The 26,630-nt window shown below is 58.8% G+C and carries 27 protein-coding genes and 1 pseudogene; 11 read left to right on the top strand and 17 right to left on the bottom strand.

The genetic code is table 11. The features are described from left to right. The first annotated feature begins 251 nt into the window (after positions 1 to 251). The 4 genes from V8P86_RS06955 (at position 252) to V8P86_RS06940 (ending at position 5,459) form a co-directional block, all read left to right on the top strand. The gene (locus V8P86_RS06955; protein ID WP_336326525.1) at positions 252 to 941 is read left to right on the top strand and encodes a hypothetical protein; all 690 of its coding nucleotides are present in this window, start codon (positions 252 to 254) and stop codon (positions 939 to 941) included. Positions 942 to 2,162: 1,221 nt separating this feature from the next. After that, complete coding sequence (locus tag V8P86_RS06950) at positions 2,163 to 3,422, top strand: inorganic phosphate transporter (RefSeq protein ID WP_336326524.1); 1,260 nt, start codon at positions 2,163 to 2,165, stop codon at positions 3,420 to 3,422. A 250-nt stretch (positions 3,423 to 3,672) separates the two neighbouring features. Further along, the gene (locus V8P86_RS06945) at positions 3,673 to 3,954 is read left to right on the top strand and encodes a hypothetical protein (RefSeq protein ID WP_336326523.1); all 282 of its coding nucleotides are present in this window, start codon (positions 3,673 to 3,675) and stop codon (positions 3,952 to 3,954) included. A 494-nt stretch (positions 3,955 to 4,448) separates the two neighbouring features. Beyond that, on the top strand, positions 4,449 to 5,459 hold the full coding sequence (locus tag V8P86_RS06940; protein WP_336326522.1) for a tyrosine-type recombinase/integrase: 1,011 nt from the start codon (positions 4,449 to 4,451) through the stop codon (positions 5,457 to 5,459). A 61-nt stretch (positions 5,460 to 5,520) separates the two neighbouring features. Here V8P86_RS06940 and V8P86_RS06935 read toward each other — a convergent pair whose 3' ends face one another. Together V8P86_RS06935 and V8P86_RS06930 are read right to left on the bottom strand one after the other, a co-directional pair. Beyond that, positions 5,521 to 6,015 carry a DUF8154 family protein gene (locus V8P86_RS06935; protein WP_336326521.1) on the bottom strand — a complete coding sequence of 165 codons (495 nt, stop codon included), beginning with the start codon at positions 6,013 to 6,015 and terminating at the stop codon, positions 5,521 to 5,523. 2 nt (positions 6,016 to 6,017) lie between these two features. Beyond that, positions 6,018 to 6,701, bottom strand: coding sequence for a nucleotidyltransferase domain-containing protein (locus V8P86_RS06930; RefSeq protein ID WP_336326520.1), 684 nt, complete (start codon positions 6,699 to 6,701; stop codon positions 6,018 to 6,020). A gap of 593 nt (positions 6,702 to 7,294) precedes the next feature. On the opposite strand from V8P86_RS06930, the gene V8P86_RS06925 reads away from it, so the two are divergent. From V8P86_RS06925 to V8P86_RS06915, 3 genes are read left to right on the top strand one after another with little or no spacing between them, the layout of a single operon-like run. Beyond that, the gene (locus tag V8P86_RS06925; protein ID WP_336326519.1) at positions 7,295 to 7,672 is read left to right on the top strand and encodes an ArsR/SmtB family transcription factor; all 378 of its coding nucleotides are present in this window, start codon (positions 7,295 to 7,297) and stop codon (positions 7,670 to 7,672) included. Next, positions 7,665 to 8,504 (top strand): arsenite methyltransferase, encoded by an 840-nt coding sequence (locus V8P86_RS06920; protein WP_336326518.1) that lies wholly within the window; start codon positions 7,665 to 7,667, stop codon positions 8,502 to 8,504. The genes V8P86_RS06925 and V8P86_RS06920 overlap by 8 nt, the downstream gene beginning before the upstream one ends. A 12-nt stretch (positions 8,505 to 8,516) precedes the next feature. After that, positions 8,517 to 9,767 (top strand): MFS transporter, encoded by a 1,251-nt coding sequence (locus tag V8P86_RS06915; protein ID WP_336326517.1) that lies wholly within the window; start codon positions 8,517 to 8,519, stop codon positions 9,765 to 9,767. Between the two features lie 119 nt (positions 9,768 to 9,886). On the opposite strand, the pseudogene V8P86_RS06910 reads toward V8P86_RS06915, so the two are convergent. The 14 genes and pseudogenes from V8P86_RS06910 to phnG form a co-directional block, all read right to left on the bottom strand. Next, positions 9,887 to 10,855: pseudogene (locus V8P86_RS06910) on the bottom strand (aminotransferase class V-fold PLP-dependent enzyme). Between the two features lie 154 nt (positions 10,856 to 11,009). After that, on the bottom strand, positions 11,010 to 11,858 hold the full coding sequence (surE, locus tag V8P86_RS06905; protein ID WP_336326516.1) for a 5'/3'-nucleotidase SurE: 849 nt from the start codon (positions 11,856 to 11,858) through the stop codon (positions 11,010 to 11,012). 171 nt (positions 11,859 to 12,029) lie between these two features. Then, positions 12,030 to 12,905: a DMT family transporter gene (locus tag V8P86_RS06900; protein ID WP_336326515.1), complete on the bottom strand. Its 876-nt coding sequence runs from the start codon at positions 12,903 to 12,905 to the stop codon at positions 12,030 to 12,032. A 66-nt stretch (positions 12,906 to 12,971) separates the two neighbouring features. Next, positions 12,972 to 13,781, bottom strand: coding sequence for an inositol monophosphatase family protein (locus tag V8P86_RS06895; RefSeq protein ID WP_336326514.1), 810 nt, complete (start codon positions 13,779 to 13,781; stop codon positions 12,972 to 12,974). A 105-nt stretch (positions 13,782 to 13,886) separates the two neighbouring features. Continuing rightward, positions 13,887 to 14,282, bottom strand: coding sequence for a hypothetical protein (locus V8P86_RS06890; protein ID WP_336326513.1), 396 nt, complete (start codon positions 14,280 to 14,282; stop codon positions 13,887 to 13,889). Positions 14,283 to 14,343: 61 nt separating this feature from the next. Further along, positions 14,344 to 15,018, bottom strand: coding sequence for an HAD family hydrolase (locus V8P86_RS06885; protein WP_336326512.1), 675 nt, complete (start codon positions 15,016 to 15,018; stop codon positions 14,344 to 14,346). Beyond that, complete coding sequence (locus tag V8P86_RS06880; protein WP_336326511.1) at positions 15,011 to 15,820, bottom strand: sugar phosphate isomerase/epimerase family protein; 810 nt, start codon at positions 15,818 to 15,820, stop codon at positions 15,011 to 15,013. Before V8P86_RS06880 ends, V8P86_RS06885 begins: the two co-directional genes overlap by 8 nt. Beyond that, a complete protein-coding gene (locus V8P86_RS06875; protein ID WP_336326510.1) occupies positions 15,817 to 16,989 on the bottom strand; it encodes an alpha-D-ribose 1-methylphosphonate 5-triphosphate diphosphatase in 1,173 nt (390 codons plus the stop codon). The genes V8P86_RS06880 and V8P86_RS06875 overlap by 4 nt, the downstream gene beginning before the upstream one ends. Then, positions 16,986 to 17,720, bottom strand: a complete 735-nt coding sequence (locus tag V8P86_RS06870; protein ID WP_336326509.1) for a phosphonate C-P lyase system protein PhnL — start codon at positions 17,718 to 17,720, stop codon at positions 16,986 to 16,988. The genes V8P86_RS06875 and V8P86_RS06870 overlap by 4 nt, the downstream gene beginning before the upstream one ends. Next, positions 17,717 to 18,547 carry an ATP-binding cassette domain-containing protein gene (locus tag V8P86_RS06865; protein WP_336326508.1) on the bottom strand — a complete coding sequence of 277 codons (831 nt, stop codon included), beginning with the start codon at positions 18,545 to 18,547 and terminating at the stop codon, positions 17,717 to 17,719. The genes V8P86_RS06870 and V8P86_RS06865 overlap by 4 nt, the downstream gene beginning before the upstream one ends. Further along, the gene (locus V8P86_RS06860; protein WP_336326507.1) at positions 18,544 to 19,578 is read right to left on the bottom strand and encodes an alpha-D-ribose 1-methylphosphonate 5-phosphate C-P-lyase PhnJ; all 1,035 of its coding nucleotides are present in this window, start codon (positions 19,576 to 19,578) and stop codon (positions 18,544 to 18,546) included. The genes V8P86_RS06865 and V8P86_RS06860 overlap by 4 nt, the downstream gene beginning before the upstream one ends. Beyond that, a complete protein-coding gene (locus V8P86_RS06855; RefSeq protein WP_336326506.1) occupies positions 19,571 to 20,698 on the bottom strand; it encodes a carbon-phosphorus lyase complex subunit PhnI in 1,128 nt (375 codons plus the stop codon). The genes V8P86_RS06860 and V8P86_RS06855 overlap by 8 nt, the downstream gene beginning before the upstream one ends. Next, the gene (gene phnH / locus V8P86_RS06850; protein WP_336326505.1) at positions 20,699 to 21,244 is read right to left on the bottom strand and encodes a phosphonate C-P lyase system protein PhnH; all 546 of its coding nucleotides are present in this window, start codon (positions 21,242 to 21,244) and stop codon (positions 20,699 to 20,701) included. It lies immediately after the preceding gene. Next, a complete protein-coding gene (gene phnG / locus V8P86_RS06845) occupies positions 21,241 to 21,684 on the bottom strand; it encodes a phosphonate C-P lyase system protein PhnG (protein ID WP_336326504.1) in 444 nt (147 codons plus the stop codon). Before phnG ends, phnH begins: the two co-directional genes overlap by 4 nt. Positions 21,685 to 21,910: 226 nt before the next feature. Between phnG and V8P86_RS06840 the strand changes: the two genes are divergently transcribed. The 4 genes from V8P86_RS06840 to V8P86_RS06825 are packed head-to-tail and all read left to right on the top strand — an operon-like array spanning position 21,911 to position 25,453. After that, entirely contained in the window at positions 21,911 to 22,939 is a 1,029-nt protein-coding gene (locus V8P86_RS06840; protein ID WP_336326503.1) for a substrate-binding domain-containing protein, read from the top strand. 8 nt (positions 22,940 to 22,947) lie between these two features. After that, the gene (locus tag V8P86_RS06835) at positions 22,948 to 23,763 is read left to right on the top strand and encodes a phosphonate ABC transporter ATP-binding protein (RefSeq protein WP_336326502.1); all 816 of its coding nucleotides are present in this window, start codon (positions 22,948 to 22,950) and stop codon (positions 23,761 to 23,763) included. Further along, positions 23,760 to 24,785, top strand: coding sequence for a phosphonate ABC transporter, permease protein PhnE (phnE, locus tag V8P86_RS06830; RefSeq protein WP_336326501.1), 1,026 nt, complete (start codon positions 23,760 to 23,762; stop codon positions 24,783 to 24,785). The genes V8P86_RS06835 and phnE overlap by 4 nt, the downstream gene beginning before the upstream one ends. A 2-nt stretch (positions 24,786 to 24,787) precedes the next feature. After that, positions 24,788 to 25,453, top strand: coding sequence for a DapH/DapD/GlmU-related protein (locus tag V8P86_RS06825; RefSeq protein WP_336326500.1), 666 nt, complete (start codon positions 24,788 to 24,790; stop codon positions 25,451 to 25,453). Between the two features lie 113 nt (positions 25,454 to 25,566). Here V8P86_RS06825 and V8P86_RS06820 read toward each other — a convergent pair whose 3' ends face one another. Next, the gene (locus V8P86_RS06820) at positions 25,567 to 26,451 is read right to left on the bottom strand and encodes a helix-turn-helix domain-containing protein (protein WP_336326499.1); all 885 of its coding nucleotides are present in this window, start codon (positions 26,449 to 26,451) and stop codon (positions 25,567 to 25,569) included. Between the last annotated feature and the right edge of the window lie 179 nt (positions 26,452 to 26,630).

The raw sequence follows: 26,630 nt of genomic DNA, 5'->3' as shown, positions 1-26,630 counted from the left end.
GATTGTCTCGAAAGTGCTTGTTGGTTGGGGCGCAGTGTTCTTCTCTTTGGACCCGGAACCGGCCTATCTGCAGTACAACTGATCAGATGTCCCTGTCCAAATATCTCAGAAGAAAACACGTTGGTTTGCTGTATACAACCTCTGTATTGATCGCTTCATCGATAAACCTTGAATCAGTAAGTAACGATGCTTATTGACCGATTCAGACCTTCCGACACGAGACATTTATTCGGATCTACGCACGTTGATGTATGATTTCTGTCCCTCCTCGAAAACGTCTTCCTGCTCTCTGTTTAGTGGTTGTCGGGCTGTTGTTCTGTACGATCGCGGTTACGGGAGCCACCGACCCGTCCGGGCCGTACACCTACTCCGTATTCGATGCTGGGAACAGTTGTGAAAACAGTCCCACCGAGGCGTACGAATTCGACGATCTCTCTCCGCGTGGGCGGGCATTCTTTGCAGAAACGCTAGAGAGCGAGTATCGCGAGACGACAATCAAGCGAGCGACGCCACCGGAATTCTCCGTCGTCGCCGGGGATGTTGCTCCCAGCGATCAGGGGCGGGGAGATCCTGAGCTGGGCCAGTATATCTGCAAAGATGACAAGCTCTACAGATTGACAATTATGGGACCCGGACCACTTGGTGGGGCTGTGGATGGTTTCCTTCTCTTTGTTTCACGGATTGTCGGTGGGGTAGCACTCGCTATCGTCGGAGCGGGCAGCTACATGAAATCGAACGTGATTATTCCGAGTGTCCTCCTCACAGGATCTGCTATTTTCGTCATTTCGCCACTGCTCTGGCTGATTGGCCTGCTCCGATGGTCAATGTGGATGCAGAGGATCCCCCAACTCAAGATCGCAGTGATCATACTGTTTTTCACGACTATGATGGGGATTATCTATGACGGCTTCTACTCGCCGTCGCGTCGTGATAGTTCCTAATCTCCCTTTCGTCGAGTATTAGTTTTAGAACTGAGGAGTTCACAGACAGTACTCTCTTTGTCTTGATTCGAGCACCCTGAGAGAACAGCTACTCCGACTGTTCCTTTTGGGGTGAGATACGCCCTGTGAGGTCACTTTACTGTGAGTTATACCTGCTCAAATCAACCACTCCCACACCTGAATTCAACGTTCAGGGTGGCATGCCTACGAGTGTGCAGTCACGCGAAATTCGAATCCCCAATTAAAATGATACTTGGTTGTATCGGAGGCCTCGTTGTCCAATTCAACGACAGCGTCTGCTCTTTCGAATCGATATGTCCCTGTTGGCCAACAGATGCCTTCTTCACTCTCATCGAAGAGGTCAGCTTCACCACTGATTGTGTCCTCAGGCCCCAATTCATCTGATGCGTATCCACCACCGATGGCATATTCGTTTTGTCGCCAACAATTTGACTGTCGGTCGTCAGCACCCCAATCGCTCGCGTGGTAGAGAATGTAGCTATCGGGCGTTGACCGTATTCCCATAAAATTCGCAACTGGGAGCGGCCCCCACACCAACTCTCTTGTTTCAGAGCCGTCATATGTGAGTGTGAGTTCAAATCGTGCAGGATGTGCTGGAATCGCATCTGGCCGGATTGTGCGAACAGCGAGTGTGACTGGAACATCGTCTGGTACTGAGTCAGTCGCAGTGATGCGTACAGTGCGACGTTGAAACGAATCTGAGCTGAGAACGGAACACCCGGCCAGTGCTGCCGTTGGAAGTGTGCCGAGAAGCGTACGACGGTCCATATCCTTGGCTGTCTGCTGGTGTTCAACACATCGGGAGACTAAAAATCCATTTGATCAACCGACATATTTGCGACCAGGTGATTCATCCGTAACGGCGTAAATTACTGATGGTCAACTAGAGTACACACTCTGTCTCTTGTTCGCCACGTCTGATGAACTCCTGATAGAAAGGACACCTCGTCGACCACTCGTCGGCCGATATTCAGCACCTTGTTTGTGACAGCAACTGGGTAAAAGAGTTTGACGGTGCTGAATGGAACGCGCGTATCGGTCACTGATCTTTGAGCAGTCCGTATGGAGACGAATCTGTAGAGAACAGTGGAGCTTCAGTTGTGAAGTGCTAAATATTCGCTTTACTGCCTCTATCGGTCGTATCCGACAATGTAGCAGCGAAACGGCACTATTTTTCGCGTGCGACCCGACCACACATACGTGGCAGAAATCCTAATTCTCGTGGGATTACTGGTGGCGGTGTTCGTCGGGTACAATATCGGCGGGTCATCAACCGGTGTCGCCTTCGGTCCGGCAGTTGGCAGCCGAGCTGTGAGAAAAGTCACTGCCGGGGCACTGTTTACCGTGTTTGCGTTCCTCGGAGCGTGGACAATTGGGCGGAAGGTCATCACGACAATGAGTACCGAAATCGTCGATACAACAGCCTTTACACCCGAAGCGAGCGTCGGCGTCCTCTTTTTCACTGGACTCGCACTCCTGATATCGAACCTCTACGGGGTCCCGGCGTCGACCTCGATGACAGCCGTCGCAGCAATTGTCGGACTCGGGTTGGCAACGGGGACGCTCAACACCGGCCTGATGTTTACTATCCTGTCGGCATGGATTGTCGCCCCGCTGATCGCCGTCTTCACAGGTGCGTTCATCGGCAGATATCTGTACCCGCATCTTGACGCCAGATTCGAGTTTGGTCGCCTCACGAACCCGTTAATCGCAATCGATACCCAGGGACTGCTCCCGCGGCTATCGATCAACGATACCGTCTCACCTCGGGATCTAATCGGATCGGCGCTTGTGGTGGCAATTGCCTGCTACATGGGGTTCAGTGCTGGAGCCTCGAACGCGGCGAACGCAGTCGCCCCGCTTGTCGGCAACGGCTCCCTCGACCCCAGCCCGGCGATTCTCCTCGCAGTCGGGGCCATCAGCGTGGGCGGCTTCACGATTGCCCGGCGGACGCTGGCGACCGTTGGCAACGATATTACTGAGATGCCGATTCTGGCTGCGCTCATTGTTTCGACTGTGGGTGCGACGATTATCACCGTCCTCTCGTGGCTTGGAATTCCGGCCAGTCTCGCCGTGAGTACAACCAGTTGTATCATTGGCCTCGGATGGGGCCGTGCAAGCCGAGCGCGGACGCTTGTCGAGATAGTCACACGGTCTCCTGCGGATGAATCTGCTCCACAATTTACAACTGGTGCACTCAAACTACACCCAATTGAAGGCAAAAAGGAAGTCGCTGCGGGCCCGACTGTAGGCGAACTCGCTGAAGACAGAACTCCTGATCCGGACAGGCAGCACACATCCGGGGATGGAGTGTCTAGTGTTGGCGAGGTAGATCCGGAGGAACTGTCCGCTGACGGTCTGTTCCACCAAGCAGCGGCAGCTCGCGTCGTAACACTCTGGGTAATCACGCCGATGCTGTCGCTCGTGGGGTCCTATGCCTTGTTTTCACTCATCGGCTAAGAGAACACCTCGTCTGTCCATCGGCCTCAGTCAGAGGTACCGCCCATCTACAAGAATCGTGTGCGGGTGGTAGGCGTCTCTGATAACAGGACCGCTGTGCTGACTTGATCCTCTCTATCCATCACGCGGCATTTGACAAATCTTCGGAAAATTATCCCGACTCTGGAAGATGCAGAGAATAAGTCTCACAAATGGTGTCTCTGCTGGATATGAAAAATAAAAGACCGTTTTCAGTCTTCCGGGAGATTATATGAACCGGGTGGAAGCATCTAATGTGTCCGCTATTCCAGAACCTCGGTCAGTAACAGACTACATCGAAGATGGTGCACGAATTGCGGCAATTCTCCTTATTTGGGGAGTCATTGCTGCATTTTTTACGTATGGTGTAAGTGAGATCGGCGGAACAGGCAGTCTCTTCGAGACATTAGGGCCACAGATTGGGGGAGTGATCGCCCTCACTGGCGTGTTCAACGTATTCTTGTACGTCCTCTACCGAGCAATCGATTATTGGCATCAGTATCCAAATAAATAGACTCAGACAGGCCCTCCGTTAGTGTCACCGTCCACGCTGTGGGGTATACATCCTCTGTATCCAGTACGGAATTCTTACAAAAGTAAGGCTGGTGTGTCAACCGGCCATTGATTTTCTCTGTTATTACTCATGTGGACGTACGCAAACTCCCGTGGGCACCGCTTGCTGAGTTACTCGTCGAACGAAAACAAACACATTGCAATCGAAGAAACCTAAACAGCGAAAAAAGCTTGAAAGCCCTGATTTCGGAATATAATTCGACTATGGGCGCTGGAGGATGATCAACCACGCCGACTCACCCGCTCCGCTCGCTCGTCGTCTATTTCAAATCCTTCACGACCCAGGTTTGACTCCACACTTTGTTCGTCGCAAAATCATGGGCGCTGCAGGCTTGTATTCAGCTGGTGAACGACGTCTCTTGCTGGCCCTACACCGGCGTAAATCGGGCATCTGAAATCGGTGGTTCTGACCTACGAGTTCGCACCTACAGAGCCATGAGTCTCGAACCAATCAACCCCGACACTGCGCTCGAACTATACCTGGCAGACAGGGAAAACAATGTAACAGAGGCGACGATCTACTCGCACCGCTCCCGATTAGGGCATTTCGTCCGGTGGTGCGACGAACAGGGAATCTCGAACCTGAACAATCTGACTGGACGGCAACTCCACGAGTACCGCTTGTGGCGACGCGACGAAGGCGATCTTTCACCTGCCGCGGAGAAGACCCAGATGGATACACTACGGGTATTCATTCGCTGGGTGGAATCCATCGATGGCGCATCTGAGGATCTGCACGTCAAAGTCCGTTCGCCAAATCTCACTGGCGGCGACAACGTGCGTGACGTGATGCTGGAGGAAGACCGTGCGGAAGAGTTACTGGAGTACCTCCGCCGGTACGAATATGCGACTCGTCCACACGCCGTCCTTACGCTAATGTGGCATACGATGATGCGTGTTGGCGCGATTCGTGCCCTCGATATTGAGGACTACAACTCCGAAGAACAATCCATACAGGTAGTCAATCGTCCCGAGTCAGGGACGCGAATCAAGAACGGCCTCGACGGCGAACGGTTCGTTGCTCTCTCTGACGAGGTGTGCATGGTGCTGGACGACTGGATCGACCAGCGCCGTCCGGAAAAGACGACGAGCCACGGCCGTGAGCCGCTGGTTTCAACTTCTCATGGACGAGTCCACCGATCTACGTTACGCAGGGATTGTTATCGGTACACCCGTCCGTGTATTTCGACTGGACAGTGTCCACACGGACGTGATATTGAGGACTGTTCAGCGACAGAACGCGATAATGCCTCGAAGTGTCCCTCAAGCGTGAGTCCCCACGCATTACGGCGCGGTGGAATTACGCACGCTCTGTCTGAGGAGTGGCCGATGAAGGCTGTGAGCGATCGGGCTAACGTCTCTGAGCAGGTACTCGAAATGCACTACGACCAGCGTTCGGAGAAAGCAAAGATGGAGCAACGGCGAGATTACACAGATAGGTTATAATACGATACTCTGATCGCATCGGTCAGTAACTGATTCTCCCCATACTGTATTTTTGCCGCCATCACTCACAGATACATTCGTGAGATTGTCCGACGAGATTGATGATCTGTGAATGGATCTCGTCGGCGAGCGCGACCATCGCATTCGCTCGTTTGTCCGTGGCCATCCCATCTTGGTAGTACGTCTGTGCACGGTTTTCGTTCCAGAGATCTTCGAAGTCCGTCGCAACCTCGTCAGTGATGAAGCCAACTTCGGCGCTTCGATTGATCGCGGTCGTGTGTGATTTCGGCGGCTGAGATGGATCGTGATGCCCCTCTGTAATCAACCAGAAGAGCAACGTTCGTTCGATCGACGTGAAGGCAGCTTCGATCGTGAGTGTATAATAGCCGTCCTCGAGCAATCGTTCTGCCCCGGAGAGAAGCCGACACGCCTTCCGAAGTTGGACGAGGTCAGCACTCGAGACATCTAATCCCTCCTCGGCAGTTTGCCCACCGCGACGGAACGATTCCTGTGCGTTCGACAGTTCCGGTTCAATATCGTCGTGATTGATCGGCATTGCTACGCACCGCCTCCTGACGACGCGTAGATGTTCTGACGTAGCTCCTGTAGGTGGTCAGAACGGTCGAGTACTAGCCCTTCGTCGAATATCTCTTTCAGATCTCCGCCATGAGAGACAGCAGTGTCCGGCGTTTCGACGAGAATCTCGAACTCGTACCGGTGGCCGTCGAACGATTCCTCCTCGATGTCACGTGCGAGGGACGTGCAAATACGCCGTCCGTGAGTGAGGTCTCCGTCAACGATGACGAGGAGGTCGATGTCACTGCGGCGGTCGGCTGTTCCGCGAGCGACGCTCCCAAAGAGAACGACCCCGACGAGTTCGTCGAGTTCCTCGCTCTTCTGAATGCGTGCCTCAAGTTTGTCGAGATAGGCTTGGACTGGCTTGCGGAATTCAGACTGAGAAATCATGAAGACAGGATCCGGTCGTTGCAGGTGATCCATATCGATCGTAATGCGAGCGGGACGCTGTTCACTCACTGCGAGTACCCCCACCTTTTCGAGGAGTTCGACCGAACGTGAAATCGAGGATACGTCCGCGCCCGTAATCGACGCGAGTTCCTGCTGTGTGAACTCTTCGAGAGGATTGTTCGCAAGGTGGTGGAGAATGTCCTGCATCGCCTGGTACCGGAAGATTCGCTCCTCCGGAAACGGGAAATCGAGGAGCACTTTTGCCTGTTTTTGCATATTGTGCAAGTAGTTGCATATTGTGAAAAATATTTCGCTGCTGTAGGTGATCTAATTGGTCTGGAATTATTTGAGATGTCAATTACCGATATACGTTCAATGGACGAATGATTAGAGCGACAGGACAGCGACTCAGAGAGAGCACGGGACAGAACCGCTGCTATTCAGAATCGTTCAGCAATTGAACGAACGTAATCTGGACACGTTCGTCGAGACCAAGCGCAATCTTGCGATTTGGACAAGAGAAATCTGCGATGGGCGCTGCAGGCTTGCGCTCAGCCGGTGAACGACGTCTCTTGCTGGGTCTGAAACAAACGAATTCGGCAGCCTGAAATCGGTGGCTCTGATCGGTGAGTTCGCACCGACGGAGCCACGAGTCTCGAGCCGATCGACCCCGAAATTACGCTCGAACCACACCTAGCTGGCAGGACGGCGATTCCAGGAGTCCCGACGATTGCGGCGCGACAAGAATATCGATCAGTTCCCGAGAGAGCGAGGAGATCAACGGCCCCATGACACCCTGACTGCTCCCACTGCAGCGGCTCTCGTCGAAACAGATATATTAGTAGACTCTTATATTACTATTTGCTAAAATGGTTGAAAACGACTCCAGAACGAAGTCACAGTCCGATCAACCGGACGAGTCGGCTGAGAGCGTGTGCTGTACAGCGATTCCGGAGATCGACGAAGATGCAGTGGTCGCCGATGTGCAGATACTTTCGGCGCTCGGTAACGACACCCGATACGAACTGGTTCGTCGTATCGCCGGTGCTGAGGATGACGTCTGTGTTTGTGATCTCGAATCGGCGGTCGGTATCAGTCAAAGCGGCGTTAGTCAGGCGTTATCACGTCTCTACTCGGCGGGACTCATCACTCGTCGGAAGGACGGGTCCTGGCGGTATTACGGACTGACAGAGGACGCTGCACACCTTCTGGACACACTCGACGACATCAGGGCCAACAATGAGTGAACCATCCCCCACCGATGACTCTTCGCGCACTGTGAACGACCAGCACCAAATCGTCAGAGAGCGCTATGCTGAGATCGCAACCGAAGACGACCGACACTCCTGCTGTAAGAGCACACTAGGAGAAGAGACGAGTTGTTGTGACGACTCGACCGGGGCGGAAAGCGAACAACTCGGATACTCCCAGGACGACATCGAAGCAGTTGCCGACGGGGCTGATCTCGGCCTCGGCTGTGGGAACCCGAAAGCGATTGCAGATCTCGACCCGGGCGAGTCGGTCCTCGATTTAGGTTCCGGTGCTGGCTTCGACTGTTTCCTCGCTGCGCGTGAGGTTGGAGACGATGGCCAGGTCATCGGCGTGGACATGACTCCCGAAATGATCGAGAAGGCCCGCGAGAACGTCGAAAAGAACGACGCGGGGAACGTCGAGTTTCGCCTCGGTGAAATCGAACACCTTCCCGTAGCCGACGAGTCTGTCGATGTCATCATCTCCAACTGTGTGATCAACCTCTCGCCGGCGAAGGCGCAGGTCTTCGCGGAGGCGTTCCGTGCCCTCGTTCCAGACGGTCGACTCGCTGTCTCGGATGTCGTGCTGACTGCGCCACTGCCCGACTCCGTCGCAGGCGATCCGGACTCCATTGCGGCCTGTGTTGCCGGTGCGTCGACGGTCGAGTCGATCGAACAGATGCTCGACGACGCCGGGTTCGTCGACATTCAGATCGAGCCGAAAGATGACAGCGACGAATTCATTAGCGAGTGGGACGACCAGCGCGATCTGAGCGAGTATATCGTTAGCGCGACCATCGAGGCTCGAAAACCGACAACACGGCCCTGACGATCACGACCGATGCCGGCACACGAAGACGGGTCGGGCGACGGATGGAGTAGACAGTCAAACGTGCGGATGCTGGCAGTCGCCAGCGCCACCCTGTTGTTGTCAGGGTTGCTCTGGGTCAATTACTCTGCGGTGTTGCCCACGATCGTCGAGCGGTGGGACCTGAGCGGCGTTCATGCCGGTGTCGTCTACGGCGCCTTCCAAGCGGGTTATCTCCTCGCCGTGATCCCGTTCGGAGTACTTGCCGGCAGGTATACATCACGGCTTGTCATCGCCATTGGCGCGACCGGAGCGGCAGCCGCCAGCCTCGCGTTCGGCGTGGTTGCCAACGGGGTGCTCGTCGGAACTGCACTCCGCTTTCTCGGTGGTATCGGGATGGCAGCGGTCTACATTCCGGGGATGCAGCTCGTCAGCGAGTGGTTCGAGTCGGCACGTCGCGGGACAGCGATCGGTGTGTACGTCGGCACCTTCTCGGTGAGTGGCGGGCTCTCCTTCGCGCTAACATCGTGGGTCGCATCTGGATTTGGCTGGCGGAGTGGCATCGTCGTCACGAGTTTGCTCGCACTCTGTGCTGGTCCGATTATGCTTCTGTTCGGCCGTGACGACCCCAGCCGGGAGTCTACCGAGGGCGGGTTCGATCTGTCGCTGCTTCGGAACCGATCGTTTCTCGCCGGCGTCGGCGTCTACAGCGCTCACAACTGGGAGCTGTTCGGGATTCAGAACTGGCTTCCGGCCTTCCTCGTGTCGACAGCGGCCGTCAGCGCGACGGCGACACCGGTCGCAACGGCCGGACTGCTGGCCGGTCTGGTAACGGCCGTCGGCGGCGTCGGAAACCTTGTCGGCAGCTGGCTAAGCGACCGCGTCGGTCGCCTCCGGGTAATTGTCGTTGCCCTCGCTGCCAGTGGCACGATTACTCTCCTGCTCGGTGGTCTCGTCTGGGAGTCACTGGTGGTACTTGCAGGCGTCGTGCTTGGATACGGGATCGTACTCACAATGGACAGTGCCCCGACCTCGACGGCTATTACGCTCGTCGTCGACGACGAGCAACTCGGGACCGCCCTCTCTCTTCAGGCGTTCCTAGGGACACTTCCGGGCGTCGTCTCACCCGTCCTGTTCGGTGCTGCACTCGATGCCGGCGGCTACGCACTCGCGATGGCGACACTCGGGGCTGGTGCACTGTTCGGAGTGTGTGGAGTATATTTCCTCTGGATGACCGCCGGAACCGGACTACGGACCGAAACGCAGCCTGACGTGGCAGATTAACTGAAACCGAGCAACCGGGTTAGCTCCGCTAGCGGAAACAACGTGGAGGGAGCCGGCATCGGACTGTAAATTTACGTCTCCGAAGAAGTGTGTGAGCTCAGATACGATCGTTCCGGTGACTACCGACTCTTTCGGATATCGTCGTAGACCGAGAGAAACCGTCGGATATCAGATTCAGTATTGAACGCGTGAATCGAGAGGCGGACCGCATCCGGTTCGGCCATCGATCGTATCTGGATGTCGTATGCCGCCAACTGCTCGACGGATCGTTCGGGGGCATCGTCGTCGATAGCAATCAGGCCGGACTCGATTTCTCGCGGCGACAAGAGCAGTGCCGCCGGGAGTTCGTCTTTGAGAAGCGTGGTCAGTGAGTCGATCCGGGCTTCGATATGATCCACGCCGACCGACGATATCTGTTCGAGGGCCGTTCGGAGGCCCAGGTACGGTGCTGCCGATGTCGTGCCGGCCTCGAAACGGCGGGCGTCGGGACGTGGCTCGAGCGTCGGTGAGTCTCTATCGACGCCGCGATAGCTCACGTGCCTGGGTCCCAACCCGGAGACGACATCCTCGGAGACGTACAGAAATCCGGCACCCCAGGGTCCGACGAGCCACTTGTGACTCGCCGCGGCGACGTACTCCGCCCCACACTCTGTCACGTCGATCGGAATCTGGCCGACCGACTGGACGGCATCGACGAGAATCGACGCTCCTGCATCGTGAGCGATTTCGGTGATTTTGTCGACCGAGTGTTTCGTCCCGTAGTTCCGCGAGATGGAACTCACACAGACCAGTCGTGCGTCCCTGACGGCATCCTTCACATCGCCCAGTGCAACGTGGCCGTCGGTCGTCTCGATAACAGGCGTGTGCACATCGCGTCGGTCCGGGGCAACCTACAGAACGACACTCGCAGGATGTTCGAGGTCGGTTCTGACGACCGTGTCACCGGGATCCCACGAAATGGCGTTTGCGACTCGACTCATACCATCACCCGTACTCTGTGTGAGCGCAATCTCCTCAGATCTGGCGTTCAGGAACTCGGCCACGTCTTGCCGTGTTTTCTCGAAGGCATCGTACACCGGCGGATACATACCCGATTGTTCGGTGGGCGACATGTACCCATGATACTCAAAAACTCCTGCATCGATTCGACGACATCGAGGCTGTTCGGGCTGCTCGACCCGGTGCTCAGGTACGTGACATCGTCTGTAGCGGGAATCGCCTCCCTGAACTCACGGAGACCACTCATCGCGTTGACTGAGGGTGATACTGATCTGCGAACGTTTGCAGAAGGTCGCTTTCGACTGGCCCATCACGGATGGTCAACGGGGAGAGACTCGCTTCGTTCTGTTCGACAGCGTGACGGTCCGTCCCGGGTAACTCCTGATTTTCGTGTCCGTTCTGTAATTTTTTGAAGTACGTGTGGGTGAATGTGAATTGGTTATTCGACGTATCGATATTGGCAGTGACGTTGCTCGATTCAGAGGGTTCAGTCACGACGACCCGCTCGGGAAGGGACGGCGGCACCAGCGCGTTCACATAATCGATCGTATCGAATAGGTCGGTCTCCAACGAGTACTGGACGAGTTGGCCGGTGAAATCCGATTCGACCGAAAAGTCGCCCTGGTCGGCTTCGAGACGCGAACTGGAGACGGCAATCCCGGGAACACCGAGGTGGGCCGCCTCCGCTGCTGCGGAGACTGTTCCGGAGCGTCCAAGCACACCCATCCCGACGTTTGGACCCGGATTACAGCCGGAGACGACGATATCCGGGTCGATATCGAGGGCGGAGACAGCAGCGATGACACAGTCTGCGGGGGTGCCGACAACTTCGTAGCCCAGTTCGTGAGGACGGAACGGGACCTCCCACGAGTACTCGGGTGGGCTGAAATCGATTGACTGGGAGTCATCGCCGAAGGTGAGCGGACTCGAACGACCCATCGAAAGGACACGCCCGACCCCGCTGTTGTCTGTCGATGGAGCAACAGCAGTTACCTCTCCAACCTCGGTCAACTGCTCGTATACCTCCCTTAGTCCGGGGGCATCAATGCCGTCGTCATTCGTCAGGACGATTTCTACGGTATCTCGACCCATCGAATAGGTAAGGGGCACAAAATCATTTGTACTCTTATAATTTGTCTATATGGAAATGAAAACGGCACACGAATGCAACAGTCGTCTACGTACGCCTCGATGGTCTCCTCGTCGAGGTTGATGACAGTCTCGCTGTATAGGTGTCCGATTTCGTGGGCGCCGTGAGAATAGTTAACCAACCGATATTAAAACGATCCCGACCACCGCCAAGCCCGCAGCGGTGAGGCGAACTCGGACGTGTGGCTCCCCGAGCAGGACACTGCCGAGGAACACCGCCACGACGCCCTGTGTATTGACTACCGGAGAGACAACGCTTGCCGGCAGTGTCTGGAAGGCGACTGCGACGAGGTGTTGACCGACGACGAGCACTAGCCCGGCAACAACCAACAAATAACGATCACCCCACCAGTCGACAGTGCGGCGGTTTCTGACAGCCGACGGTGCCAAAAACAGCGTCACGAGGACGAGCATCGTGACCACGAACCCTTCCGGAGAGACGCCAATCTCTTGCATACTGATTCGCTTCCCGACGTCGACGACACCGAACGCGGCCGCGCTGGCAAGCGCAAACAGCCCCGCTTTGCTCCGGACCAACTGCCGTACGGGTGCGAGCAAGGAGTCGTTCTGGTAGTTCGCGACGTAGACAGCCACGGTGGCGACGCAGACCCCTCCGACTTGGAGGACCGACAACTGCTGGCCGAGGAGCAGAACTTCCAGCGGAAGGACGAAAACGGGGACAATCTTGCTTATCGGGGCAACGTAGGACACGTCGCCCAGAGCCAGCGAGCGGTAGAACGCGAACAGCGCGAGGGCAGTGAACCCGGCCGTTCCGACGAGTACCGCTCCGCCACGGAGGCCCACCCAAAAAACCAGTTGATCCACCGGAACAGCAAGTGCAACGGCGGGCAGGTACCACGCCACCGCGACGCTGTAGGTCAGCGCGACGAGCAGCGTCGGTGGATAGTGACTGAAATACCGTTTGACGCCGACGAGATAGCTCCCGAGGACGAGCGCTGCGGCTATCGACAGCACGAATCCACTCGTCATTCGATACTCTCTGTCCCACTCGCTCGCGGATGATCTGCGTTCACTGTCCGATCCATACTACTCACACTACCGAAGTTCCTGTGCTGCTTCGAGCAGTTGCTCGTGAATCTGACCGTTCGATGCGACCATACTGTCGCTGTTCACGGTCCAGCGTTCGCCGTCGAGATCGGTGACGACCCCACCGGCCTGTCGGATCAACTGTACTCCGGCGAGACTATCCCACGGGTTGGGGCGTTGAGGTGTCACTGCCCCATCGAGTGCTCCGCGGGCGAGCAAGGCTAGTGTCACCTGTGCGCTGCAGTACCTGACAGTCGATCCGAACTGCTCGACGAGTTCACCCACACCACCACTGTAGGCGGACCGTTCTCCGTACGATGGCGGGATAATCGGTGCAACTGTCGTTGCTTTCCAGGCTGATCGGTTGCTAACTGAGATCGGAGTGCCATCGACGAATGCATCGCTGTCGTCTGCGGTATACGTTCTGTCGAGGGCTGGTAAAAAATTGCATGCTGCGACTGGCTCGCCGTCGACAGTCGCTGCAACACTGGTCGTCCAGTAGTGGACGCCACGAATGAAGTTGAAGGTCCCGTCGATGGGATCGATCACCCATGCACGACCGGTCTCTGGAACCGTCTTCTGTGCATCATTCTCCTCGCCGACGATGGTCGCTGTTGGATCGGCTTCGGTTAGCACCGAAACGACACGCCGCTGTGTCTCCCGATCGGCTTCGGTCACCACATCCGCCGGCCCCATGGCTTCGTTCGGGTCGCCCTTGTTATCCACTGCAAGGTCCGTATCGAAATTATCCAGTGCCACTGTTCCACCGGCAGTCGCCGCGGTAATCGCAGTCTCGAGAATCGTCTCGGTTCGTGTCATTGTCGTGATTTTGATCGATTGCAAAACGCCGTATTTCTCTCCACGGCAGGACGGCCGATTACGGAGTCGAGACAGGAGGCTATGACGTGCGGCGGCAGACGATTGCTACTCATCGGCCCACTTGCTCCGGAGTTCGTATCGCGTCACGTCGTCGACGTTGACTGCGAGCGAAAACTCCATTGTGGTCGTGTCACCTACCTCGATGGGATCGACAAGTTTTCGTCCTGACTGGTAGAGGGTCTCACCCGAGTCGTTGAGGAAGGCGCAGGTGATTCGCGGGACACGCTCCTCCAGCGTAATCGGCTCGGTCCCGTCATGTTCGATAGTCACCTCAATAACGATTCGAACTCCAGCGGAGGTCGCCTGCGTCGCGGACTCGTGGGAAAACACGAGTGGTGTCTCGTTCGATGCCACAGTTCCATCGACGCTCGAGCGGGCACAGCCGCCAAGTACGACCCCGAAACTCACGGCGAGCGTCCCGAGGACAGTCCGTCGGTACATAGTTCGATTGTGTGTCTCTGTTCCCTCGATGTATCGTCCGGAAAGTCCGGACTCACCCGAGTTATCTCTCCTTCGTTTGTTCGACAGCAGTCAGTCGTGTGACCAGTTCGCGGAAGTCCGTCACCTCGAACGTCGGTTCGATCGAGAGTTCGACATCGGCAACGTGATCCCGTCGGAGAAACGCCGAGTCGATCCCAGCGCGGTCTGCGGCGACGATGTCTTTCTCCGAATCGCCGACGTACAGTGCCCGTTCGGCACCGAGATCAGCCAGTGCCTGTTCGATATACGTCGGTTCGGGCTTGCGGTCGGCCGCGCCGGCGAGTGTCGGTCGACGCCCGCGTGCCGTCTCCACAGCGGGGAGGTCGTGGTGAGCGAGCAGGAATTCGATCGTCGCGTGTTGGTTGTTGCTGACGATGCCGAGCGGAACAGCTAGCCTGCGGAGTGCGGATACGTCTTCGTACACCGATTTCCCGCCATCTTGGACGTGTGTCTGCTGGGCGAGACTCGCGTTCAGTTCGCGGTAGTGCCAGAGTGCTTCCGGATCGATGCCGTGTTCTCGGGCGAGGTCGACCGGAACGGTGTCCTCGTCGACTGTCTGGCGGGCGAGCGAGCGATCAATTTCTACATCGAACGCCTCGAAAGACTCGACGACAGCGTCGACGATCACGTCGGTGTCGGTCGGTTCCACTAACACACCGTCGTTGTCGAGAATGACGGCTTCGTACTCGTTACTCACTGGTAGTCAACTCCGTTTTCGGGGGGGTACTCTGAGCACCGAGGCAGGCCGCAACGTCGTCGACAGATTTCATCTCGAAGACGAAGTAATCCGCCGGAATCGAGTCGACGACTGATTCGTACTCCGGGAACGGTTCGTGCTGGTCAGCGGTGCCGTCGTTGTCGTGGAGGTGACAGACGCGGATTCGATGGCCGAACTCCTCGACGAAGGCACGCCAGTCGTAGTCGTTGACCTTCGCGTGTCCGATATCCAGTGTGACGCCGAGGTACTGTGGTGGGACGTCGACAGTGTCGATCAATTCGGCGAGATCTGTCGGCGTGGTCGTGTATCGGCGCTTCTGCCCGTCGATCGGCTGGTTCTCCAAGCACAGCGGGACGCCGACAAGTTGAGCGTACTCGGCACACTCTGCGAGAGAGCGAGCGGCACTCTCGCGGGCGCTGTCGCGCACCCAGTCCGGGTACCGGTTCGGGACGGACCCGCCGTGGACGACGACGCCGGTCGCACCGGCTGCTGCTGCGTCGTCGAGCGTCCGCTTGACACGCTCGACGGAATCCCGACGGACGGTCTCGTCGTAGCTCCCCGGGTTCCAGTCCCGAAACGGGGCGTGATAGGTGACGGTGACGTCGTAGGCCTCGGACAGTTCGCGGACCGTTTCGGGATCCGGTGTCTGCGGATGGCCAGCGAGGTACTCGCGTTTGAATTCGACGTGGTTCAGCCCCAGCTCGGTAATGTAGCGCATGAACTCCTCGACGGTCGCGCCGAATCGGATATCCATCGCCGCCCCGAGTTGTGGGGGACTCATCGGGACACCTCCATCGTCGCGTCAGCACGGTAAACCGGCTTGCCGCCGACGATCGCATTCGTCACCATCGGTGTGGGCTCGGGGTCGACGACGATGAGATCCCCGCGTTTGCCGGGTTCGATTCGGCCTCTGTCGGTGACGCCGACGGCATCGGCCGGCGCAGCGCTCGCGCGTTTGACCCGTTCTGGGAGCGGTTCTCCGGTGTCGACGAACACGCCAGCGAGAAGCGAGGGCGGGTGATAATCGGCGACCAGCGTATCGATGACGCCGGCCTCGATCCCCTCGGCAGTTGCGAGGTTGCCCCACTGGCTCTCCCCGCGGACGAGGTTCGGCGCGCCCATCGCGGTTGTCATCCCGACTTCGGTCGCTCGTTTCGCGGTTTCGAGCGTGATGGGGTATTCGGTAATATCGACCCCTGACTCGGCGAGGCGTTCGACTTCCCGTGGATTCTCGTCGTCGTGTGAAGCGGTTACCGCCCCACACTCGTGGGCACGATCGAGGATCCGATCGATCCGATCCCGAATCGTCTCCATCGGAATCGACATGCGTTCCTCGATCATTTCCCGAGCTTCCTCGGCAGTGTGATTGGACGAATTCTCGTAGTACGACCGGAAAGCCTCGATATCGTTGAACTGGCCTTTCCCGGGGATGTGACTCATCACCGACACCAGATCGGCGTCCCCGTTGTCGAGGACATCGAGGACAGCCTCGACACACCGCTTCTGTGTTACCTCACAGCGAGCGTGAAGCCGGTGGTCGACGAGGAGATCCGTCGCGTCGACGATTGCGTCACTCATCGTCGCCGCAAGTTCGGGCGAGCGGTCAGCCTCCTCGTCCAACTCGAAAGAAATTGCATGGAACTTCGTAGTGATGCCAGCCGCGACGTTCGCCCGATCGGCCGACGCCAGCGCCATCGCTGCGTCCATTCGCGCCCCCGACCGTGGCTGAAGATGCTGCTCGATATCGTCACCGTGGAGGTCGACGAGTCCGGGCAACACCAGCCGTCCATCGGCGTCGATAACGGTATCCGCATCGGCGTCGATCTCACCGATCTCGGTGATCTGTCCCCCTTCGATCCGGACCCCGCCCTCGAGGACGGAATCGGGCGTGACGAGACGGCCACCGACGACTGCAATCGTCGTCTCCGCAGTCTGTGTCGTCGAGCTCACGAGACGACACCTCCATCGTACTCCGCGACTGGAACGACCGCCTGGAGTTGTCCGTTATCGAGTGCAACCACGCGGTCGGCGACGGTTTCGACGACGTCGGTGTTGTGGAAGACACCGATGACGGTCGTTTCGTCGTCGAGATACGAGTCCAACAGCTCGATAGCTGCCTGCCGTGTCTCGGGGTCGAGCGCACTCGTCGGTTCGTCGAGCAACAGCAGATCGGGCTTCGGAGCCAGCGCCTGCGCGAGATTGACTCGCTGGCGCTCACCGCCGGAGAAGGTTGCCGGATAGGCCTCCCAGAGTTCCTCGGGAACGTGAAGAGCGTCGAGCAACTCTCGTGCCTGCTCGCGAGCATCCGCTGTGGCCATGCCCTGCTCGACCAGCGGACGAGCAACGACGTCGACGGCGGGTACTCGTGGGATTTCGTCGAGGAACTGCGAGGTGTAGCCGACAGTGTCCTCACGGAGCGCCATCACGGTGCGGTCGTCACACGACGCGAGGTCGATTTCGTTGGTGCCGTCGTGGTAGAGGACACGGCCCGCGGTCGGGTCGTACGTCCGGTAGAGACATTTCAACAGCGAGGATTTGCCACTACCGGATTCCCCGACGATGGCGAGGAACTCCCCCTCGTGGACGTCGAACGATACGTCGTCGAGCCCGACGACTTCCGTGTCACCGAGCACGTGCATGTCGAAGGTCTTGCTCAGCCCTTCGATTGATAGGACCGTCATATGACTGAATTGATAAGTGTTTGCGTGTATTCGTGGTGTGGATCTTCCATGATGCGGTCGGTCAGACCGGATTCGACGATGCGTCCGTGACGCATCACGACAGTTCGGTCGGCCAACAAGCGGACGACGCTGAGATCGTGAGAGACGACGATGGCAGCGACCCCCTCCTCGCGCTGGACGCGCCGGAAGGTATCGAGCACGCGGGCCTGGACGCTCACGTCTAGCCCGGTAGTTGGCTCGTCGAGGACGATCAGATCGGGATCGGTCGCCAGTGCGCGAGCAATCTGGACTCGTCGCTGCATGCCGCCGGAGTAGGTCCGCGTCGGATCGTCCATCCGCGAGACGGGAACTTCCGTCTCTTCGAACAGCTCTCGAACACGGTCGCGAACGTCTTCGTAGGAACGCCAGCCAGCCGAGAGGAGTTTTTCGGCGACGTTTCCGCCGCCGGTAAAGTCGAGGTCGAGTCCGTCGCGGATGTGCTGGTGGACGAAGGCGATTTCGCCCGTCCGGATGTCGTGGCGGGTCTGGTAGTCGACCGAGAGGAGGTTGCCATCGTGATCTGCGTAGCTCACCTCGCCGTCGACCGAGGCTTCGGGATCGCGCTCCAGTGCCAGCGCCTCTGCCAGACTCGATTTGCCCGAACCAGATTCGCCGACGATACCCAGCACTTCACCGGATTCGACGCTGAGATCGGCCTCCGCGCAGGCGACGACGCTGCCACAGTGCGGGCACTGATTCGTTCCGACGTGGTCGCCGGTTGCGTCGAGACATCTCGAACAGCCCGGACCGTACACAACCTCGATATCGGAGGCTTCGAGCAGCGTCACGCCTCGTCACCCCCGGTCTCTGACATCGCAGGCCCCCAGTCGACGCCCGACCTGTCGAGGTGGTGGTCTTTCGGGAGTGTCGGATCCTCACGGCGCTTGGCACAGAAGCTCGAATCGTTGCAGGCGTAGCGAGTCTCGAATCCCTCGCCGTCGTCACCGGACGCGGGAGCGGACTCTTCGGAGACTTCGACGAGGTACGTATCGGTCGATCCACAAGCGTGGCACTCCTTTTCGGGGAATCGCTCGACTGTGAACTCGCGGTCCTCGAAGGCCAGCGGTTCGACCGAGGTGTGCGGCGGCACTGCGTAGATGCGCGCCTCCCGTCCTGCAGCGAGAATCGTCAAATGTTCCGCATTGTCGAGTTTCGGCACGTCCCAGCGAGGGATGGGGGATGGATCCATCAGGTACCGTCCCGCGACCATCGTTGGATAGCGAGAGGCGATGTTGATCTCGCCGTATTCGACGACGTTCTCGTAGAGATGGACCCACATCTTCCCGTAGTTCTTGTGGGCGTGCCGGCGGCGGTTGGCCGCGTCGGATGGGTCGACCTTCCGGAGCGCGTCGGTGATCGGAACCTGTAACACGAGCCGTTGCTCCGCCGTCAGTACCTCCTCGGGAATGCGGTGGCGGCTCTGGATCAGATCCGCCTCCGTCGTGTCGGTCGTTGTCGGTACGTCGGCGGTATTCTCGGCGAGTCGGCGGATGTTCGCGGCGTTGACGCTTTCGTCCGCACCCTGATCGATCACTTTGAGCGTGTCTGTCGGCCCCAGAATCGAGAGTGAGGCCTGGATACCGCCGGTTCCCCAGCCCCGGGCCAGCGGCATCGGCCGCGAAGCGTACGGCACCTGGTGGCCGGGGATCGCAACGGCCTTCAGCATCGACCGGCGAACCTCGCGTTTCGTATGCTCGTCGAGATAGGCGTAGTTGTACCCTGTCAGGCCATCTGTCTCGACATCCGCCAGCGCTGCTGAAACCGACTCGGTCGTGACGGGCGTTCCGCCGTCGGTCCCGTTGCGATGTTGCTCAGTCATCGTCGTTCACCCCCGCGACGGGCGTGGTCTCCGGTTCGTCCGCGTCCTTCGGTTCCTCCTCGCCCGTATCCTGGCGCTCGCGGATCGACCGGATTCGGTCGAGAATCGACTGGAACGTGACGTAGTGTGGGAGTTTGAGGTGCTCGATGAACCCAAAGGAGTCCATTCCGTCGACCGTGTCGAGAACGAACTCGGGGTTCTCAGCCGGTTCCTCGTCGCTGTCGAGTTGGATCGACGCGTCCAGTACCGTCATTCCGATGGCCTTGCGCTCGTTACGGCCGAAGGTCAGTCCGTAGCCGAAGGCGAACTGCGGATCGTCACGCTTCTCGTAGACCGGCACGACGGCTTCGGACTCGGTCACGTCGGTGTGCGTGACCGTCACCCCCTCACCAGTGTATGGGTGCTCGATCCGGACGGGGAGCCGACCGACGCGGACCTCAGCGAGCGTCGGGTGGACCTGCCCGTACCCACGCAACGCCGAATACCCGAGCGCCGTGACAGCACCGGTCTCCCCGCGGGCGAGTTCCTGAAGCACTTCGTCGCGGTCTGGCGGATGGGTGACCGATTGCCGGGTCGTATCCGACGGCTCCGTGATATCGGGCTCGTTGGGTTCGTGCAACAGACCTTCCTCACGGAGCAGTTCCGTGACGTTCGTGAGTCGTTCGGGGTCGCCTTCGTCCTCCAGATCCCACTCCTCGGTCGGATCCCCCGAGTCGTCGACATCGTCGAAATCGAGCAGTCGCTGCGTGTAGTCTTTCGTCGCACCGAGGATCTGTCCCCCGGGAACGTCTTTGAATGCCGGCGAGACACGCCGACTCGCGATCATCTCACCCGGTTCGACGGTGGATGTCTCGTCGAAGCGTTCCAGTGTCGAGCGGTACGCTCGAAGCAAGAAGGCGGCTTCGACGGTGTCCCCCTGTGCCTGTTTGACTGCCAGTGCGGCCAGTCGCGGTGCGTAGAGGCCCCCCTCGCTCATCGCCTGGTCGGTCAGTCGTCCGAGTTGGTCGTCAAGTTGGTCGACGTCCAGCGCTTCGGAATCACCCGCGAGGCGCTGTTTCTCGAACAACTGCTCGGCCCGTTCGATAACCTCCTCGCCGGCGGTGACTGCAACGTACCCCATCTAGACCACCTCCATCGTCACTGATCGTGGGATGGCGGCGAGACGATCCTCGGCCGCGAAGACGGCGTCGATGCCGCGGGGGTAGTCAGACTGAGCCGCAGACAGCGCAGAGAGAGTCGATTCGGGAAGGGAGACAGACAGAACAGCCGTGCCGTCGACCCCGGGACCCGACAGCACTACCGTCGTTGCATCGGTCTCCCCCTCGAAGAGTCGCTCGACCCGGTAGACGACCGTTGCGCCGTCGCTGGGTTCGACGAGTGTCCCACGCTTGCACTCCCGGACATCTACCTTCGTGTGCTCGCGCACGTGGACGATGTCTGCTTCCGCTGGGGCTGCGGGGTCGAGGCGACCCTGTCCCGAGAGCGCGTCTCGAACTGTCCCGTCGTCGGTGGCAACTGTCACCTCGTGGTCGACGAGTGTGGCGATCACTCCGTGGTCAGCGGGGGCGGGGACCGTCTGGACCGTTCCCGGTCGACTCATCGCATCGAGCAGTCCGTCGAAGGTCCGGCGTGTGTCGTGGACTGGATCGATTCCGAGGGCTCTCACTGCTGGTCCTCCATCGTCTCGAATTCCACGGCGGTGTGCTTGCTTTCGGCCCACTCCCGACGGCGCTGTTCGCGCGTCCGGGCCTCCGTTGCCGCCAGTGCCTCGACGATATCCGGCGTCAGTTCGTGCCCGGCAGCCACGGCCGCATCGACGATTGCCCCCGACAGCGCGGCACGTTCTGTCTTGCCAGGAGTCATCGCGAACCCGCGGGTCTCTGCCAGTTCTACTTCGGCGGGCGTGACGAGCACCTCACCGAGGTTGAACGGGCGGTGTTCGACGGGTTCCCGCACCTGCTGCATCAACAGTTGCGGCTTGGGTTCCTGTCGGATCGACAAGGGTGGGTCGTCTTCGAGGATGTCGTTCGCAAACCTGGCGAGTGTCGCTTCCTCGCAGGCGGCGATCAATTCGAACCGGTCAGATCTGTCGTGTGGATCAGCCATACACGCAGCCGAAACACGCGACAGCGACTCCATAAGGCTTCACTCGGTACTCTCTATGTGCCGGCTGTCGTGTGGGTTTCTCCTACCCACTACAGATTCGAGTCCATACTAGTCCGGACCTCGGTTGCCAGTCGCTGGTGTGATCCGAACCGACGACGGGCACGAACGAAGCCTTCGGACTCTCCCCACTCAATTGTTATCTGGTCTGTTTTATTGAGTCCAGTTGATGTCAGACAAGACGAGCGACGCCCGCTCCGAGGTATCGACACAGAACGCTGACCAGACGGCTCGTTCCGTCAGTCGTCGCGGATTCATCGCTGGCGGCGCAGCGACCGCCGCGTCGGTGAGTCTCGCGGGCTGTGGCGGCGTTCTCGGCGGCAGCGAGGACGGCAACGTCGTCACAATGTTGTTGACACCGGGGACACCCGCAGACGCTCGCCGCCGGTACAAACCAGTTCAGAACCTCCTCAACGCAGAAATCGACGGTGCCGAATTCGAGATGCAGGTCCCGACGGACTACTCCGCAATCCTTCCGGCCCTCGACAGCGAGCAGGCCGAAATCGGCATGGACGACGTGACAGTGCTTGCGAACCCGGACAAGATGGACATCTACGGCACGACCGTGACTGGCGGCTCGGCGTTCTACTTTTCGCTGATGGTCGTCCCGCCAGAAACAAATGATATTCAGGGACCTGCAGACGTCGAGGGGAAGACCTGGGCGTTCGCCGACCGTCTCTCGACCAGCGGTTCTATCTTTGCGCTGTACGCTATCCAAGAAGCCGGACTCGACATCGGTGGTGCGCCGAAGGAGGACCCGGTCGACTTCGAGGGTAGCTGGACTGACCACGACCAAGCGCTCCAGCGGGTTGCAGAAGGCCAAGCCGACGGGGCGACGACCTGGGGCGGCAACGGGATTCCTCATCTCCCCGAGGGGACGGAGGTTCCTGACCGTGTCGAGGAAAATAGTTCTTTCTTGGAGACGATGGGAACCGAATCGCCGGAGTTCAAGGCCGTCTGGTGGTCGTTCCCGATTCCGAAACAGCCGATGTACGCCCGCAAAACCTGGGAGTCTGACGTGAAAACGGAGGTCGGAGAAGTGCTTCGAGGCTCCACGCAAGACCAGATCGAACAGCACTATCCCGACGATTACAACGAAGACGAACTCCCGTTCACGACGCTCACCGACACGTCGATTGACGATTACCAGCCAATCATCAAACGGATGAAAGCAGTCGGCATCGACCCCAGTGCTTAATTACGACAATGAGTACACTCAAAGTCGAGAATCTATCGAAACAGTACGGGGACGTGGTCGCACTCGAAGACGTTTCCTTCGAGATCGAAGACGAGTTCGTCGTCCTGCTCGGAGAATCGGGCGCTGGAAAGTCGACGCTGCTGCGGTGTGTCAACGGCCTCACCGAACCGACCGAGGGATCGATCACCCTCGACGGCGAGGATATCTCGGGCTCGCAGACGGACATCGGGATGATCTTCCAGCAGCACAACCTCGTCGAGGGCGTCTCGGCGTATCTCAACGCGCTTACGGGCTCGCTCAACCGCGTCTCGATGCTCCGGAGTATGCTCCAGTGGCAGTCTCAAGAGGACAAGGTCCGCGCGCTCGAAGCGCTCGAGACGGTCGGTCTGCTCGACGAGGCACACCAGAAGGTCTCCCGGATGTCCGGTGGCCAACAACAGCGTGTCGGGATTGCGAGAGCACTCGTGCAGGATCCACGGTTGTTGCTCGCTGACGAACCGGTTGCGAGTCTGGATCCCTCCAGTGCCGAATCGGTAATGGGCTATCTCCGGAAGGCTGCCTCGGAACACGACGTGACGGCACTCGTGAGCCTCCATCAGGTGAACGTCGCGGCCCACTTCGGTGACCGCTTTATCGGACTGCGTGAGGGCCAGAAGCTGTTCGATGTCGGGCGCGGAGAACTCACTCCGGAACTGATCGATGACCTCTACGGCAGCGTCGAGACGGTCAGCCTCGCCAAGCAGGCGAGCAAACCCGACCCCAAACAGAACGGCCAGCAAGAGAGAGCCGAGCCTGCCGATATCGAACAGGAGATCGAAGCATGAGTACGCCGCCATCGAAGGGTAACTCGCTCGCGGCCTATTTCGGCTTCGGCGAAATTGGTGATTCGCCGGCCGAACAGAAGCTGCAGGATATGAAGCGCCGCAAGACCAAACGGCGGCTCTGGACACTCCTGGGGCTCGTCGCCACGTGGGCCCTGTTTTACTGGAGTCTCCTCCTTATCGAGTTCAGGCTGTCCGAACTCGTCGGACAGTTCGATCAGTTTGTCGAGGCGATGACAGAGTATTTCCCGCCGACGACGTACTTCGGAATCCCCTTCGTCGACGTCGGTGCGTACTGGAGTTTCATCAGGGCGGAGAACCTCATCCTCGCGGTTGAGGGCGGCCAGATCGTCTGGGGTGCGATGTTCATCACGATGGGTGTCGCCTTCGCCGGAACGGTACTCGGTCTCCCGCTGGCGCTGTTTTTCGGTGTGATGTCCAGCGAACGAGTGATTCCGTATCCGTTCAACTTCCTCTTCCGAGGGACGATGAGCCTCATCCGCGCGATTCCGGGGCTCGTCTGGTTCCTGATCCTCATTCCGCTGGCGGGCGTTACACCTTTTACCGGTGCTCTAGCGATCATGGTCGACACGACCGGCTATCTCGGTCGGCTCTTCACCGACGAACTCGAAGAGATCGAAGACGGACCAATCGAAGGAATCCGGTCGACCGGCGCGAGCAGTTCACAGATCGTCACTTTCGGTATGCTGAGTCAGGTGTTCCGGCAGTTCATCGCGTGGATCGCCTTCGACCTCGAACACAACGTCCGGGCCGCAATCGGTCTGGGAATCATCGGTGCCGGCGGACTCGGACTCGAACTGTACGTCCAGCGACAGACGTTCAACTACACGGAGATGATGGCCTGTATCATCCTCATCTTCCTGCTTGCCGGCTCCGTCGAACTCCTCAGCCAGCGAGTCCGGTCGATGCTGCGCGAGGACGACAATGTCGAGAAATCCGGCATCCTCGAAGCGTTCATCAACGCCCCCGGAAACATCATTCGTTCGACGATGGGTCGGCGCTGACGATGACCTACTACGAGGACTACGGCCCTGATCGGGGTCAGGATCTCACCCCGGAACCGACGCTGCACGACCCGGTCTGGATCACCGACAGCGAACTCGGCGCGTGGACGGAGCTCCGTCCCCACACGCGAGTGAACGAATCGACGGTCGGTGACTTCACCTACCTGATGGAGCGTGTGCAGTTGGATTACACTACAATCGGGAAGTTCGGCAGCGTTGCCGCTGCTGCCAGACTCGGCCCGACGAATCATCCGATCGAGCGTCCGACTGCCCATCACTTCACGTATCGCGCAGCACAGTACGACTTGGGCACAGACGACGACGCCGTCTTCGAGTGGCGTGCCGACCAGCCGGTCGAGGTCGGGCACGACGTGTGGATCGGCCACGGTGCGATCGTGCTTCCGGGCGTGACAATCGGCAACGGTGCCGCCGTCGGTGCCGGTGCCGTCGTCACCGAGGACGTTCCGCCCTACACCATTGTCGCCGGAGTCCCTGCCGAACCGATCCGCCGGCGGTTTCCCGAAGCTGTCGCCGCCCGCATCGAAGCGACCGAGTGGTGGCACTGGGACCACGCGACGCTCACGGAGCGGTTGGAGGCGTTCAGAGATCTTAAGACGTTTCTCGATCGGTACGCGCCGGAACGGGCCGACCCGTCCGCGGTCGACTGACGTCCCGTATTGCTACTGCTTCCACCACCACTGTTAGTCCGTCCGGACGGAGACGGCGAGTCCTTCACCGACCGGCAAGACCACTGTCTCGAAGAGATCGTCCGGCGGCGTGGTCAGATCGTCGTGTGGTCAGGTCGGACGCCCGAGTGTAGCTGGACCGCCAGTTCAGCGGCGTCGACCCAGTAGTAGATCGCGCGTTCGAGGGCGCGAGTGATCGAGGCGAGGTAGCCGTATATCTCTGGATCGTAGGCCGTTACCAGCTCGAATAGTTCGTTCAACTCTCGGTGGACCCGTTCTTCCTCCTCACGAAGCTGTTCGTGAACGCCCAGCTCACAGTCGAACATAATTTCACAGAAGTGCGTATTGATCTGTGCCCCCGAGGCGAAGATGTCAGCCATCCGGTCGCTGACGACACCGGTGGCGGTCATCTCTTCGGTTTCGACCACGTCGGCGATGAAACAGGCGCGATCACCGACGATTTCGAGGTTCGTCGCAATCGTCGAGAGATCCGAAGCGATCCGATTCCCTGGCCAGTCCGTCGTCAGCGTGTAGGATTTGAGTTCGGTGAGTACCGCCGAGTACCGCTCGTTGGTGAGCGATTCTAAGGTGGCGGCAGATGGCTCGACATCCTCGCCCATGAACGCCGCTCGGGCGGCGTCGTACTGCTGTGTCGTTACCGACTCTAGTCGGTCGAGAAGCTGTACTACGGCCGTCCCGCGGTGTTCGGTATCTGTCTCCGACGTCGAGAGGTTCGAGATGCGTTCGGAACTCTCGTACAGTACGGAATCATCGACAACGTAGCCTTTTTTGATTACGTTCTCCGCTTTGAGTTCTTGCAGTAGCTCCGAAAGGTACTGTTCGGAGAGGCCAACAGTCTGTGCCAGTTCTGCTTTCGTTTTGGGCGCAGTCCGGTCGATCGCTTCGACGACCTGTGCCCTGGTTGCGTCACGACCGTGCTGGCCCGCGATCAGCGAGCGCTGCCACGTGCGACGAGACATATTATGTGATCTGTCCACCCCGTGATAGCAGTGGTCCACAGATTGTCCGGACTGCTATGTAGCGTTCTGACGCTCCTCTCTACTCTCGGACGAAACCGACCGCAAAGCCACGACGTACGGATATGAACTGCTCCCTACGGGGACAGACCATTCATATAAAATAACATACCGGACTGATA

Source organism: Halovenus anhuiensis (assembly GCF_037080055.1).
Classification (GTDB): Archaea; Halobacteriota; Halobacteria; order Halobacteriales; family Haloarculaceae; genus Halovenus.
Note: the sequence above shows the minus strand (reverse complement) of the source record. Positions and strands in the feature narration are given on the sequence as shown.